Origin of the sequence: Cryptosporangium phraense (genome assembly GCF_006912135.1) — a bacterium.
Lineage (GTDB): Bacteria > Actinomycetota > Actinomycetes > Mycobacteriales > Cryptosporangiaceae > Cryptosporangium > Cryptosporangium phraense.
The window spans coordinates 273,577-288,206 of sequence record NZ_VIRS01000007.1 but is presented as its reverse complement, the minus strand read 5'-3'; the positions used below and the strand labels follow the sequence as shown (position 1 = coordinate 288,206).

11 protein-coding genes are annotated in these 14,630 nt (G+C 72.2%); 3 read left to right on the top strand and 8 right to left on the bottom strand.

The genetic code is table 11. The features are described from left to right. On the top strand, positions 1-961 hold a 961-nt coding region (locus FL583_RS13035; RefSeq protein WP_170323623.1), incomplete at its 5' end, for an acetate--CoA ligase family protein. 845 nt (positions 962-1,806) lie between these two features. On the opposite strand, the gene FL583_RS13030 is transcribed toward FL583_RS13035, so the two are convergent. The 4 genes from FL583_RS13030 to FL583_RS13015 all read right to left on the bottom strand — a co-directional run bounded on the left by FL583_RS13030 (position 1,807) and on the right by FL583_RS13015 (position 5,498). Next, the gene (locus tag FL583_RS13030; protein WP_142704847.1) at positions 1,807-1,992 is read right to left on the bottom strand and encodes a hypothetical protein; all 186 of its coding nucleotides are present in this window, start codon (positions 1,990-1,992) and stop codon (positions 1,807-1,809) included. An 836-nt stretch (positions 1,993-2,828) separates the two neighbouring features. Continuing rightward, positions 2,829-3,524 carry a hypothetical protein gene (locus tag FL583_RS13025; RefSeq protein WP_142704846.1) on the bottom strand — a complete coding sequence of 232 codons (696 nt, stop codon included), beginning with the start codon at positions 3,522-3,524 and terminating at the stop codon, positions 2,829-2,831. Beyond that, complete coding sequence (locus FL583_RS13020) at positions 3,521-4,786, bottom strand: DUF4192 domain-containing protein (protein WP_142704845.1); 1,266 nt, start codon at positions 4,784-4,786, stop codon at positions 3,521-3,523. Before FL583_RS13020 ends, FL583_RS13025 begins: the two co-directional genes overlap by 4 nt. 94 nt (positions 4,787-4,880) lie before the next feature. Further along, positions 4,881-5,498 (bottom strand): hypothetical protein, encoded by a 618-nt coding sequence (locus FL583_RS13015; RefSeq protein ID WP_142704844.1) that lies wholly within the window; start codon positions 5,496-5,498, stop codon positions 4,881-4,883. A 313-nt stretch (positions 5,499-5,811) separates the two neighbouring features. On the opposite strand from FL583_RS13015, the gene FL583_RS13010 reads away from it, so the two are divergent. Together FL583_RS13010 and FL583_RS13005 are read left to right on the top strand one after the other, a co-directional pair. Then, positions 5,812-6,873, top strand: coding sequence for a potassium channel family protein (locus tag FL583_RS13010; protein WP_142704843.1), 1,062 nt, complete (start codon positions 5,812-5,814; stop codon positions 6,871-6,873). Between the two features lie 12 nt (positions 6,874-6,885). Then, entirely contained in the window at positions 6,886-9,006 is a 2,121-nt protein-coding gene (locus FL583_RS13005; RefSeq protein WP_142704842.1) for a RecQ family ATP-dependent DNA helicase, read from the top strand. Between the two features lie 455 nt (positions 9,007-9,461). On the opposite strand, the gene FL583_RS13000 is transcribed toward FL583_RS13005, so the two are convergent. From FL583_RS13000 to FL583_RS12985, 4 genes are all read right to left on the bottom strand, one after another. Then, positions 9,462-10,193 (bottom strand): HNH endonuclease family protein, encoded by a 732-nt coding sequence (locus tag FL583_RS13000; protein ID WP_205752091.1) that lies wholly within the window; start codon positions 10,191-10,193, stop codon positions 9,462-9,464. A 54-nt stretch (positions 10,194-10,247) separates the two neighbouring features. Continuing rightward, on the bottom strand, positions 10,248-11,132 hold the full coding sequence (locus FL583_RS12995) for a DUF4184 family protein (RefSeq protein ID WP_142704841.1): 885 nt from the start codon (positions 11,130-11,132) through the stop codon (positions 10,248-10,250). Positions 11,133-11,186: 54 nt separating this feature from the next. Continuing rightward, positions 11,187-11,621 carry a TIR domain-containing protein gene (locus FL583_RS12990; protein ID WP_142704840.1) on the bottom strand — a complete coding sequence of 145 codons (435 nt, stop codon included), beginning with the start codon at positions 11,619-11,621 and terminating at the stop codon, positions 11,187-11,189. A gap of 62 nt (positions 11,622-11,683) precedes the next feature. Next, on the bottom strand, positions 11,684-14,527 hold the full coding sequence (locus tag FL583_RS12985; RefSeq protein ID WP_142704839.1) for a vitamin B12-dependent ribonucleotide reductase: 2,844 nt from the start codon (positions 14,525-14,527) through the stop codon (positions 11,684-11,686). Positions 14,528-14,630 lie beyond the last annotated feature (103 nt).

The window sequence follows — 14,630 nt, the reverse complement described above, 5'->3', positions numbered from 1 at the left end:
TGGGGCGGGCGGCGGGGCCGGCGCCGGTGGGCCTGGCGAACCACCGCACGGGGTGAAGTCCGATCCCGATTCGACCGTGCTGCTGCCGAGCCCGGAGTTCGTGATCGCGCGGGGTTCGGTGCCGTCGTACGCGACCCCGGAGGCCGCCGCCCGCACGCTGGGCAAGGTCGCGACCTACGCCGAGTGGCGCGGCACCCCGGCCGGCCAGCTGCCGTACCTGCTCGACACCGACACCGGCCGGGCCCGCACTTTCATCGGCCGCACGCTCGACAAGCACCCGGACGGCGTCGACCTCGAGGACGGGGAAGCCGCCGACCTGCTCGCGGCCTACGGCATCGACCTCTGGGTCAGCCGCCGGGTCGTCGGCGCCGAGGCGGTCGTGGAGGCGGCCGCCGAGCTGGGCTACCCGGTCGCGGTGAAGGCCGCCGACGAGACCCTGCGCCACCGCGCCGACCTCGGCACGGTCCGCCTCGACGTCGACTCGCCCCGCGACGCCAGGGCGGCCTACCACGGCATCGCCGCGGCCTCGGGAGACCCGAACCCGGCCGTGCTCGTACAGCCGATGGCCCGCGGTGGCGTCGTGTGCGTCGCCGAGGTCGTCCAGGACCCGGCGTTCGGCCCGGTCGTCGGATTCGGGCTGGGCGGTATCGCGACCGAGCTGATCGGTGACCGAGCCTGGCGCGCCGCGCCGCTCACCGATCGGGATGCCGCCGACCTCCTTCGCGAGCCGCTGGCCTCCCCGATGCTGTTCGGCTACCGGGGTGCGAAGCCGGTGGATTCTGCTGCGGTCGAGGATCTGCTGTTGCGGGTCGGCGCCTTGGCGGACGAGATTCCGGCGCTGAGCGCGTTGACGCTGAATCCGGTGTTGGCGTCCCCTGAGGGGGTGACGGTCCTGCACGCGAGTGTTCGGGTGGAGCCGCCGTCCCGCCGTTTGGACGAGGGCGCCCGCCGCCTCCGTTAGCCCCGCGGCGCCGAGCCGCGCAGAGCCGCGCCCTGGGGCCGATACGTCGATTGCCGGGGAGTCGTCGACTCCGGCGTGGCCGGACCGGACATCGTCCCGGCATTCGGCGAAGGTCGGTGCAGTAGGTCGGCGCAGTAGGTGGTGAGCAGGCCGCTCGGAGTGTTCGAGGATGGCGACGCGCATCGCCGCCCGGCGACGTGGTGCCGCTGTTGGGGATGGGACCGCCCTCGCGCGCTTGCGGCGCACGTAGGGCTGCGGGGCCCTCGCCGCGCACAGTTCGGCGGTAGCTCCTCGCCGGATTGCGCGACCGCTGTGGAGGCGCTGCCGTGCCGTTCCCCCACCTACCGAGTCGCCACGGATGAGCCCCGAACCTGAGCCCGGCAGCCCCCGGGAGCCATCACAGCACGGAAGCCACCACAGCACGGAAGCCATGACAGCCTGGACGCCACCGCAGCACGGAAGCCACCGCAGCCTGGACGCCATTACGCATCGGCCAACTGGTGTGGCCAGCGCGCCAGCGGGCCGCTGTCGCATGGCCCACGGCCACAGAGTCTCGATCTTGGTGGGCAAGCGACCGTCGGACGCCCTCGGCGGCGCCCCGTGCTTCACGGACCACCGCCGCGCGGGAATTCACCAGGCGGGCCGCCGCCTCGCGGCCACCGCATCAGCGCAACGGCTGAACCCCCTGACCAGACCCCGCCCCACCGGATCGGTGCCCACCGGGCCGGGGGGTGCACACGGCGCCGGCGCTGGCGGCGCTGGCGGCGCTGGCGGCGCGGCAGGGGCGTGGTGCGGGAAGCGCCACTGTGCGGGGCGCGCTTGCATCGGTCTTGGCGGATAGTGGCCTAGCTCGGGGGCTGGGCCGCCTCGGACGGAGCGGCAGCGTCGGTCGGCAGGGCTGCGACGTATTCCTCGACTTCGGCCGGGGTGGGGTCGATGCCGACGTCTTCGGCGAACTCTTCGGCGACATCAGCCTGGTTGTCGGGGTCGACTTCGATGTCGACAGGCTCGCCCGTGGGGTCGTTGTGCATGGTGGGACGCATACCCCCGACCCGCCTCACCATGCGCACGGCCGCATTTCTCCCAACCGCGCTACCCGCGCCGCGACGCCTTCCGGACCGCACCCACACGGCCGCGCCATCCGGTCCGCACCACCCGCACAGCCGCAGCCTCCAGGCCATGCCACCCCGTCTCGCCCTCCAGGTCGAGCCACCCGCACAGCCGCAGCCTCCAGGCCGCGCCACCCGCACAGCCGCGCCATCCGGGCCGGGCCACCCACTCGGCCACACCTTCCGGGCCGCGCCACTCGCACCATCTGGGCCGCCGCACCGCCGCGCCACCCGGCACGGCCGCACCCTCCGGGCCGAGCCACCCACTCGGCCGCACCCTCCGGGCCGCGCCACCCACTCAGACACACCTTCCGGGCCGCGCCAGTCGCACCATCCGGGCCGCCGCACCGCCGCACCACCCGGCACGACCGCACTCTCCGGGGCGCGCCACCCACTCGGCCGCACCATCCGGGCGGCGCCACCCACTCGGCCACACCCTCCGGGCCGCGCCACCCACACCACCCGGGCCGCCACACCGCCGCACCCCCCGTCGCCGCGCTACCCGGCACGGCCGCACCCTCCCGGCCGCGCCACCTGCACCATCCGGGCCGCCACACCACCGCACCCCCGTCGCCGCGCCACCCGGCACGGCCGCGCTCTCCGGGCGGCGCGGTCTGCACGGCCGCGTCGGCCGCGCTGCCGCGGCGGCGCGGCTGCGCGGCGGCGGGCTGGGGCGTGGCGGTGCTGTGTGCGGCAGCGCGTTCCTCTCGCCGCGCCAGGTCCAGCACGAGGTCGGTGCCGGGGCGGCGGGGTGGGAGTCAGCCGGCTATTAGCTTGGGGCCCAGGCCGGCGAGTTTGGGGAGGTAGGTGTTGGCGCCGGTGGTGCCGGTGGCCTGGGCCAGCGTCAGGGTGAGCGTGTACGCGGTCTCCTCGCCCAGCCACCCGACCTCCGCGACCGGACCGTTCGCGCCGCTCGGGGCCACCACCCGCTTGTAGGCCGCTCGGCCCAGGCCGTTCTGGTCGTCCGCCTTGTCGGGGACGAAGTCCTTCTCGTAGTCGTCCTCGGACACCTCGCCGTCCAGGGGAGTCGCGACGAACGTGAGGTCCGGTAGCGACTCGTCCAGGGGCTGGAGGACACACGTGCGGACCCCGCCCTCCTTGCCGCTTGCTGCGGCCACCTGGAACGTGAGGCCGAGGTATGTCTTGACCTCGCTGAACGTGATCGACTTGCAGATGCCGCCGGCCTCGGCGGCGGGCGGGACGCTGGTCGGGACCGCCGACGGGGAGGGCGAGGGCGACGGGGACGCCGACGCGGCGTCGGGGCCGGTGGGCGTCTCGGCTTCGGTCGGCTTCTGCGCGGCCTTGTCCCCCTCGTCGCCGGTGCAGGCCGTCGTGGCGACCAGGCCGCCGAGCGCGAGCGCGACGCCGAGCAGGCGGGCGACCCGGCGGGTGGTACGCGGACGCATTTCCGGCTCCTCGGGCATCGTCGACGGGGGCAGTTCGGCGGCCATCATCGCGCATCGGTACCACTCGCCCGGCGCCGGGCGTCCGTACCGGCCCGGGATTTCGGGACCGTGCCCGACTTCGGGCCCTGGCCGTGGGGACCGTGCACAGGCGGGCGGGAGAGGCCGAGCGCGGACTCGACCTCGGTCGGGTGGAAGCCGTTCTCCAGGCTCGTGAGCACCAGGTCGGCCATGCGGTACTCGGGGTCGTCACGCAGGGCCCGGCGCAGGTACGTGTCGGCCAGCACGCCGTCGCCCTCGCGGTACGCGGACACCGCCAGCAGGGTGGCCGGTGCGGCCGCGTACGGCGGCGGCACCCGGCGGACGAGCTCGCGCCAGAGCGCGGTGGCGGCGTCCGCGAGCGGGCCGCCGGTCCACGCGAACGAGGCGTCACGCACCGACACGTTCTGGAGCGCGACCGCCACCATCGCCACGGTCCGGTCGTCGTAGCGATCTTCGTCGTCGGTTCGCCCGGCCGGGCGGGCGGCGTCCCGGGTCAGGCGACCCTGGATCGCGGCCAGATCTCGCGCGGCCTGGGCGGCCCGGGCCTCGCCGGCCATCTGCTCGGTCCGTGCCCGCAGTTCGGCCTCCAGCGCGTCGGTGGGTTCGCCGGGCTTGCGTTCGACCGATCCGACCATCGCCGACCGGTCGCTGAACACCGGACGCCCGGCCGCGACGCGCAGCACCTCGAGCAGCGTCGTGGGCCCCGAGCCGAGCGGCAAGCCGTCGGGCGGGCAGCAGGACCTCTCGCACGTGTACGACCACCACCGCCCGTCCTCGGTGCGCAGCAGTTCCCGGACGTCGAGACCGGCGTCGCCCAGGGCGGCCTGCACCGCGAACGCCGCCGACGCGCCCCGCATCCCGGCCCGCCCCTCCCCCACGACCGGCTCGGGCTCCTCCGGCGGCGGCCCGCCCGCCTCGTCCGCCGGAGAATCGGCTGCTGGGGAGACGTCCGCCGGGGATTCGTCGGCCGGAGGATCGGCCGCTGGGGAGACGTCCGCAGGAGGTGCAGTGAACAGGACGACGACGCACGCGGACACGTGCTCGGCGGCCAGGCGGAGCGCGACCTCTTCGGCCGCAGGCCGTTCGAGGCCGGGCTCGGGGAGGTCGATGCGGAGGGTCATCCGGAGCCGTAGCTCGGGGCCGGCCAGACCGAGCACGACGACGCTCGCGGTCGGGTGGAAACCGAGGAACTGCGGGATCGCGCGGACGATCTCCGGCGGGCTGGACAGGCGCACCACCGGCTGGCCGGGCGGAGACGAAAGGGAGGTCATGGCGAACGAGCCTGCGCCGGGAGCGGGCCGATATCGAGGCCGGAAGTCCGAGCTGGGGACAACCCACCGTCCTGTGGACGGCGGCGGACGGTGGCTAGCGGAGGGTACCCGCGCGCCAGGCGGCGGCCGCCCTGGTCAGGCCGTCGGCGCAGGCGCGGTTGCGGCCGGCCCGCTCGCGCTCGGCGTCGCCGTCGGTGTCTTCGGACGCGAGGAACAGCCGGCCCGCCGCGACGACGCGGAAGAACGCGGCGCCCCGCTCCAGCGCGACCCCGAGATCACCGTCGTAGAGCCCGCTGAGCACCGAATCCGCCACCGTGGCGATGGCATCCGGGTCGGCGTCGTCGCGGACGCCGGCGACGACCTCGTCGACCGGCGCGAGCGACCGGCCGGTGCGGTAGAGGCGGGCCACCTCGGCACCGTTCTCGGTGCACCAGGTCTGCAGCAGGTAGAGCGCCCAGAGGGCGCCGGGCAGCGAGTCCGGCGGCGCACCGCGCCAGAGGTCGGCCAGCGTGTCGAGACCGACGGTGTCGGCCAGGCGCACGAACCGGTCACTCGGGTCGCCGGCCGCGTCGCGCCCGACCGACACCAGGGCGGCGGCGGTGGCGTGGGCCAGCTCCAGCCGCGCGGACGGCTCACCCGCGACCGACCCCTCGACCAGGCGCTCGAGGTCAGCGGCGAGGATCGGACGGGCATGGCGGGGAGGCTCTGACACGAAGGCGACCTCCTGGACGCGAACGATGGGACGACTCCAGCGTAAGCAGACCGAGGGAAACACGCGGCGCCTCTGGCCGATCCGCCATCGACCGGAATCGCCCTCGGGGCTGTAAAATGACCGTTAGTGCGTCGGCTCGATCCAGGCCCCCGGTCCCAACTAAGTCGCTGCGAGCGACCTTCCGCCGAGAGGCGACCCGGCGGGTCGGCGTACCCGAAGGCCGCTCCGTTCCGACGGGGCGGCCTTCGTTCTATCCACAGGCAGGCGAGTCCCCGGTGCCGCTGTCGGTGGCAGCCGCTACCGTCTGCAGATCGTGACGCGTCCGACTCCCACCTCGCTCCCGCGGGCCACGGTCTGGCTTCCCCAGAAGCGACCGTCTCCGCTGCGTGCGCTCGGCCTGCGGCTCTTCGCCGCATTGGCCCTGGTCGGGCTGACGGTGGCGGTCGTGTACATCGACCGCGACGGTTACCACGACAACACCGGCAGCCCGTTGAGCCTGCTCGACGCGGCCTACTACTCGGTCGTGACGCTCTCGACGACGGGGTACGGCGACATCGCTCCGGCGTCGCCGTCCGCCCGGCTGGTGAACGTGGTGTTCATCACTCCGGCGCGCGTGTTGTTCCTGATCATTCTGGTCGGCACCACGCTCGAGGTCCTGACCGAGCAGTACCGCGGGCAGTTCCGGCGGGAGCGGTGGAGGCAGACGGTGAAAGACCATTACGTGGTGTGCGGCTACGGCACCAAGGGCCGCAGCGCGGTCGACGCGTTGCTGGAGAACGGCGTGCCGCGGGAGAAGATCGTGGTCGTCGAGCGCGACCACCGCGTCGCCCAGCAGGCCGTGAACGCCGGGCTCGCGGTCGTCGAGGGCTCGTCCGGACGATCGGCCGTGCTGGCCCAGGCCCACGTCGACCGGGCGACCGCGATCATCGTGGCTCCGGACGCCGACGACGCCGCCGTGCTGACCACGCTCACCGCCCGCCAGCTGACGAACGGGCAGGTCCGCATCGTCACGACGGCGCGGGAGGCGGAGAACGCGCCGCTGCTCCGGCAGAGCGGCGCGCACCAGGTCGTGGTGTCCTCGGCGACGGCCGGGCGGCTGCTCGGCCTGGCGACGACCGACCCGCCGGTCATCGACGTGGTGGAGGACCTGCTGACGCCCGGGCACGGCATGGCGTTCGCCTGCCGCTCGGTCGTCCGCGACGAGGTGGGCAAGTCACCGCGGACGCTCGACGAGGTCGTCATCGCGGTGGTCCGGCGGGGGCGGGTGGTGCCGCTGGTCGATCCCGAGACGCATCAGCTCGAGACCGGCGATCTCCTCGTCTACATCCGCGACGACCGACCCGCTGGTACCAACGGGTCGAATTCAGGCGACTGACCGGGGGACCCCATGTCTGCCTCGACCGAGGCGAACCCAGCGCACGACCGGGCCGCGCTCCGTGAGCGCGCCGAGCAGCACCTTCGCGAGCTGGTCGGCTCGCCCGACGCGAAGCTGCGCGAAGACCAGTGGACGGCGATCGAGGCCCTGGTGGCCGATCGGCGCCGGGCGCTGGTGGTCCAGCGGACGGGGTGGGGCAAGTCCGCGGTGTACTTCGTGGCCACCGCGCTGCTGCGGGCCGCCGGTAGCGGCCCGACGGTGATCGTCTCGCCGCTGCTCGCGTTGATGCGCAACCAGATCGCGGCGGCCGCCCGGGCCGGGGTTCGGGCGACGACCGTGAACTCCACCAACGCCGACGACTGGCGGCAGATCTACGCCTCGATCGCGGACGGCGAGGTCGACGTCCTGCTGGTCTCGCCCGAGCGGCTGAACAACCCCGAGTTCCGGGACGAGGTACTCCCCCGGCTCGCCGCCAGCGCGGGCCTGCTGGTCATCGACGAGGCGCACTGCATCTCCGACTGGGGTCACGACTTCCGGCCCGACTACCGTCGGATCCGGACGATGCTCGCCGACCTGCCGGCCGGGATCCCGGTGCTCGCCACGACCGCGACCGCCAACGAGCGGGTGACGCGCGACGTCGCGGAACAGCTGTCGAGGGACGTACTGGTTTTGCGCGGCAACTTGGACCGCACGTCGCTGCACCTCGGTGTCGTGGCGCTGGAGAACCAGGCGGCGCGGCTGGCGTGGCTCGCCGATCATCTGCGGGAGTTTCCGGGCTCCGGGATCATCTACTGCCTCACGGTGGCGGCCACTCAGGACGTCGCCGACTACCTGCGGTCCCAGGGCTTTCCGGTGGCGGCCTACTCCGGGCAGACCGAGCAGACCGAGCGGCTCGCGGCCGAGGAGGACCTGCTCCACAACCGGGTGAAGGCGCTGGTCGCGACGTCCGCCCTGGGTATGGGGTTCGACAAGCCCGACCTGGGCTGGGTCGTGAACCTCGGCGCTCCGGCGTCACCGATCGCGTACTACCAGCAGGTCGGCCGAGCCGGCCGTGGCACTGATCGCGCGACGGTGGTTCTGCTGCCCGGGCGCGAGGACAAGGACGTCTGGGACTACTTCGGCTCGCTGGCGTTCCCGCCCGAGCACGAGGTGCGCGAGACGCTGCGGGTGCTGGCCGCCCACGACGGCCCGATGTCCACCGCGGTGCTGGAGACGTACGTCCCGCTGCGCCGGACGCGCCTCGAGATGATGCTCAAGGTGCTCGACGTCGACGGTGCGGTGCGCCGGGTCCGCGGGGGCTGGACGTCCACCGGGGAGCCGTGGGCGTACGACGCCGAGCGGTACCAGCGGGTGCAGGAGACCCGTCGCGTCGAGCAGCAGGCGATGCTCGACTATCTGACGACGTCCGAGTGCCGGATGGTGTACCTCCGGCGGGCGTTGGACGACTCCGACGCTGCGCCGTGCGGGCGCTGTGACAACTGCGGCGGGCTGGCGTTGTCGGCGGACACGGATGAGGCGAGCTTGTCGGCGGCTACCGACCGGCTCAGCCGGCCGGGGGTGCCGGTCGAGACGCGGAAGATGTGGCCGACCGGGATGGCCGCGATGGGCGTCGAGTTGAAGGGCAAGATTCCGGCCGGTGAGCAGGCCGAGCCGGGGCGGGCGATCGCGCGGCTCACCGACCTGGGGTGGGGCAATCAGTTGCGGGAGTTGTTCCGCGCTCCGGACGGGGAGTTGCCGGTTCCGTTGCGGCGTGCGTTGGTGCAGGTGCTGGATGCGTGGAAGTTCGGGTCCGGGGTGCCGGAGGGGATCGTGTATTTCGGTTCGCTGACGCACGGGCGGTTGGTGGCGCACGTGGCTCATGGGCTGTCGCGGTACGCGAAGATTCCGGTTCTGACGTCGTTCTCGGTTGTTGGGGAGGCTGGGAGTGGGGAGGGGGCGATGAACTCGGCGCAGAGGTTGCGGGTGGTGGCGGATCGGTATGTGTTGGAGGATCCGGCGGCGGTGCGGGGGCGGGCTGTGTTGTTGGTGGATGACCGGGTGGGGACGGGGTGGACTTTGACGGTGGGGGCGAGGGTTTTGAGGAGGGCGGGGGCTGACGCGGTTTATCCATTGGTGCTGGCGGCGGAGAGCTGAGGCGCCGGGCCGGGACCGGGCGGCTACGCCCGCAGCGGCGGGCCGGGACGCTGGAGCAGACCGGAGTGGAGGCCGGTAGGCCTGCGCTGAGGGCGGTGGAGGCCCGACTGCGGCCGCGCCGCGCGGCTAAGGCCGTGTGCGTGATGGCTGAGGGCGCGTAGGGGCTCAGGGCGGCAGCGGCTGGGTTGCGCCGGGGGCTCGGGTTACATCAGCGCTACGTGCGGCGGCGCCGGAGCCCGGCCCAGGCCGGCCCACGCCGGAGCACGCTCAGCGCTACCTGCGGCCCAGACCGCAGCGCGGGCCACTCCCCGGCGCGGGGCGAACACACGCGCGACCGAAGCCGAAGCGCGTCAACCTCCCCGACCGCGAACGAGCTACCCACGACTGCGCCGCGACCGCCACGCGAACCCAACCCCACGAACGCACACCCGGCTGAGGCCCGCGAAACCTCAGCTCTACTTCGGACACCCATTCAGCATCGACGTCAGCGCCGATTTGTCCGCCGACGTGATCGGCAGCTGATACTTCGTCGCCGACCGCAGGTACCGCACCGCATACACGCACTGGTACGGCTTGGCCGGCCGCCAAGCCGACGGCCCCTTGTCACTCTTCGACTGGTTCGACGACCCATCCACCGCCAGCAAGTTATCCGGATCATTCGCGAACGCGAGCCGCCGGGCGGCCGACCACCGCTTCGCCCCCGAGGCCCACGCCCGGCCCAACGGGACGATGTGGTCGATCTGGATCTTCCTCGTCGACGTGTACTTCGCGCCGTTGTACGGGGACACCCACGTGCCCGCGGTCACCTTGCACCCGGAGGAGCCGTTCCTGGTCCGAACCGTGCCCTTGACCGCGTCCCGCCGCAGGATGTCGTTGCGGGTGTCGCAGCCGTTGCCCGCATACGTGACGCCCTTCGCGGCGTCGCTCCAGGCGTCACCGAACTTGTCGCGGTCGTAGCTGGGGTCCTTGCCGGGGATCGTCTTGATCGTGATCGCGCTCAGCGACCGCTTCGCCTGCGCGATCGAGGTCTTCGACGGCTTGGCGACGCTGCCCGGGTCGGCCGGGACCTGCGCGGCCGAGGTGCCGCTCGCCGACGCCGCCGGATCGACGAACTCGATGCCTTCGCATCCGGCGGCCGAGAGCACCGCCGCCAACGCCATCGCAACGACGGCAAGCTTCTTCTTCACCGGGCACCTCCACGACAGCCAGTACCCGGCCGCCGTCCGGTCCTCACCCGACGGTCACGCGCTGGTTGGCGTCCGCAGCTTACGTCGCGCCCGGCGTGTCCCGGCAACCGCTCCGATGACCGCTCCTGCGGCGGTTCCGACGCTGGTCCGGATGACGAAGACCGCGATGTTGAACTGCCCGTCCCAGCCGCCTCGTGATCCCCAGGCGACCCCGGCCGCAGTCCCCGCGGCCACCGCCGCCCAGAACTCCCCCCGCCCCGGAACCGGCTCCTCCGGCCCGTCCGGCTCCGCCGGAGCCGGAGCCGGAGCCGCGCCCGAAGCCGGAGCCGCGCCCGAAGCCGCACCCGAAGCCGGAGCCAGAGCGGCCGACCGCGCCCACCCCACCGGCTTCGCCTCCGCCCACACCGGCAACTCCCGCAGCACCCTGGAGAGCAACACGAGCCCGACGACTCCCCCGACCACCGTGCTCCCGTGCTGCGCCAGCATCGCCCCACTGATCGGGTACCCGTTCACGTGATGCGTCGACGCGAGCCAACGCACGTTCCGCGCGCCCCAGCGTCCGTCGTGGGTGAACGAGTCCCAGGCGACGTGGCTCCACGCGCCGGCGAGTGCGCTGAGCACGGTGGTCGCCAACGGCGGACGCCGGTAGTCGAGCAGCGCCAGCCGGGACAGCGGCAATCCCGGCAGCGACGGCAGGTAGGCGGCCACCACCGGTGCGAGCTCGCGCACCGCGACCGCCGCCGCCGTCGTCACCGGGACGCAGAGCAGCAGCACGCCCCGGGTGTTGTGCGCGTTGACCTGCCAACGGGTCCCGGCCAGCGCGAACGGCCAGTCCGGCGACATCGACCCCAGCGCCAGCGCGGTCCCGTCGAACCACGGCGGTGCCGCGAGCTTGGCCGCCAGCGCAGGCACCTGGTGGGACACGTACGTGAGCGGCATGGAACTCCCCGGCGCGATCAGGACGACGTTCGCGATCAGTGTGCCTGCGCTGGCCTAAGAAACAGGTGAGCCCGGCCGGACGCCTCGGCGCGCCCGAAGGCAGTCGTCGACCATCCTCGCCACCGTCGGCCAGGTCCACGGGACCACCGCGTTGCGCGCCAACCCGCGCGGAAGCGGCGTCCTCGCGTCGGCGCCGGAGACGTAGACGCCGAAATAGGGAATGCCGAGATCGCGGGCCATCTGGATCTCTTTTACCACGCCGGACGCGCTGGCGGCCTGACGCCCGACCAGCACTATCACGAGATGGCAGCGGTTGATCTTCGCTCGGATGAGCCGTTCCCACTCTCGCTGCGGGAGTGCTCCCTTCGATGACCAGTCCTCCGTCGCGAACGGCGTCGGGGACTTGCTGGTCGCCTGTCCAGCAAAGAGATGCTTCGCTACTCGGTCGTTGTCGAAATCGAAACTGATGAATGCACGCGGAAGCGCCATCGGGGACTCCGGAGAACGAGCGAAGGGGCCGAGCCGTCCGGCTCGGCCCCTTCGGAGGCGAACTAGCTGCAGCCGGACGTGCTGCCGCAGCCCTCGCAGACGAAGCAGGAGCCCGCCGGCCGCATCTTCGTCCCGCACGTCAAGCACAGCGGAGCGTCCGCCGCCGTCCCCTGCACCAGCTCCAGCAGCTCGGTCGACGAGTGCGCCGAACTGAGGTCGCGCGGCGCCTTCGGCGCCGCCACCGGAGAAGAGACCGGCGCCGAAACCGCCAACCCCGCGATGTCCACCTCTTCCGTGGCCGCCGGCCCGTCCAACTCCGCCGCCCGCTCCGAGTTCGTCAGGATCCCCATCTCGGCGCGGGTCTCCTTGGGCAGGTGGTCGAGCGCCAGCCGCCGGAAGATGTAGTCGATCACCGAGCTGGCGATCCGGATGTCCGGGTCGTCGGTCATGCCGGCCGGCTCGAACCGCATGTTGCGGAACTTCTCGACGTAGGTCTCCAGCGGAACGCCGTACTGCAGCGCGACCGACACGGCGACCGAGAACGCGTCCATGATCCCGGCCAGCGTCGAGCCCTGCTTGCCGAGCTTGAGGAAGACCTCGCCGACGCCGTCGTCCGGGTAGCGCGACGCGGTCAGGTAACCCTCGGCCCCGGCCACCGAGAACGACGTCGTCGTGCTCGGACGGGTCTTCGGCAGACGCTTGCGCTTCGGGGCCGCCTCGACCTCGACGACCGACGACGCAGCAGCGCGGGCCGCGTCGGCCTTCTTGCCACCGACCGACAGCGGCTGGCCGACCTTGCAGTTGTCGCGGTAGACCGCGAGGGCCTTCAGGCCCAGCCGCCAGCCCTCGGCGTAGACCTTCTCGATGTCCTCGATCGTCGCCGACTCGGGCAGGTTGACGGTCTTGGAGATCGCGCCGGAGATGAACGGCTGCACCGCGGCCATCATCCGGACGTGACCCATCGGACGGATCGAGCGCTCGCCCATCGCGCAGTCGAACACCTCGTAGTGCTCGCGGCGCAGGCCGGGGGCGTCGACGACGTGGCCGTGCTGCGAGATGTGCTCGACGATCGCCTCGATCTGCTCGTCCTGGTAGCCGAGCGTCTTCAGCGCCTGCGGGACCGTCTGGTTGACGATCTGCATCGAGCCGCCGCCGTCGAGCTTCTTGAACTTGACCAGGGCCAGGTCGGGCTCGATGCCGGTGGTGTCGCAGTCCATCATCAGGCCGATCGTGCCGGTCGGCGCCAGCACCGACGCCTGCGCGTTCCGCCACCCGTGCTTGGCGCCCACCGAGAGACCGCGCGCCCACTCCGCCGTCGCCAGCTCCAGGATCCGCGCCGAGTCCGCGCCCACCGGACGCACCTCGTCGTTCGCGGCCGCGTGCTTGCGCATGACCCGCTGGTGGCCCTCGGCGTTGCGGGCGTAGCCCTCGTACGCGCCGACGATGCCGGCCAGCTCGGCCGAGCGACGGTAGGCGGTGCCGGTCATCAGCGAGGTGATCGACGCGGCGAGCGAGCGGCCGCCGTCCGAGTCGTAGGCGTGCGCGGTGGCCATCAGCAGCGCGCCGATGTTCGCGTAGCCGATGCCCAGCTGACGGAACTTGCGGGTGGTGTCGGCGATCGGCTCGGTCGGGAAGTCGGCGAAGCAGATCGAGATGTCCATCGCGGTGATGACCAGCTCGACGGCCTTGACGAACGTCTCACCGTCGAATGTGCCGTCCGGACGCAGGAACCGCATCAGGTTCAGCGACGCCAGGTTGCACGACGAGTTGTCGAGGTGCATGTACTCCGAGCACGGGTTGGACGCGGTGATGCGGCCCGACTCCGGCGTGGTGTGCCAGTCGTTGATCGTGTCGTCGTACTGGATGCCCGGGTCGGCGCACTCCCAGGCGGCCTTCGCGATCTTGCGGAACAGGCCCTGGGCGTCGACCGTGTCGATCACCGAGCCGTCGAGGCGGGCCCGGAGGTGGAACTCCCCGCCGTCCTCGACCGCCTTCATGAACTCGTCCGAGACGCGGACCGAGTTGTTGGCGTTCTGGTACTGGACGCTGTTGATGTCCTTGCCGCCCAGGTCCATGTCGAACCCGGCGTCCCGCAGCGCGCGGATCTTGTCTTCCTCGCGCGCCTTGGTCTCGACGAACTCCTCGATGTCGGGGTGGTCGACGTCGAGCACGACCATCTTCGCGGCCCGGCGGGTGGCCCCACCGGACTTGATCGTCCCGGCGCTGGCGTCGGCCCCGCGCATGAAGCTGACCGGGCCGGACGCGGTACCGCCGCTGGCCAGCAGCTCCTTCGACGACCGGATCCGGGAGAGGTTCAGGCCGGCCCCGGAGCCGCCCTTGAAGATCAGGCCCTCCTCGCGGTACCAGTTGAGGATCGAGTCCATCTCGTCGTCGACCGACAGGATGAAGCACGCCGAGACCTGCTGCGGCGCGGCCGTGCCGACGTTGAACCACACCGGCGAGTTGAAGCTGAACACCTGGTGCAGCAGCATCCAGGCGAGCTCGTGCTCGAAGATCTCGGCGTCCTCCGCGGTGGCGAAGTAGCCGTGCTCGACGCCGGCCGCGCGGTACACGCGCACGACCCGGTCGATCAGGTGCTTCAGGCTGTTCTCCCGCTGCGGCGTGCCCATCGCACCCCGGAAGTACCGGGTGGTGACGATGTTCGTCGAGTTCAGCGACCAGAACGAGGGGAACTCGACGCCGCGCTGCTCGAAGTTGACCTTGCCGTCGCGCCAGTTCGTCATGACGACGTCGCGGCGCTCCCAGGTCACCTCGTCGTAGGGGTGGACACCGGCCGTGGTGTACACCCGCTCGACAGTCAGGCCCACTGGCTTGGACGCGGCCTTACGTCCGCGCGGAGCCGGAGCGGCCCCGTTGCCTGTTGATGAGCCAACCGTCTCGGTCATCGGCGTCCCCTGTCCCTCGTGATCTGGTTCGAAAGTCCTAGGCCCGCGTCCTGCGGGCATGGCGAAGCGCACGCTGACGGCACGCCCGCCGTACTGCCGTGTT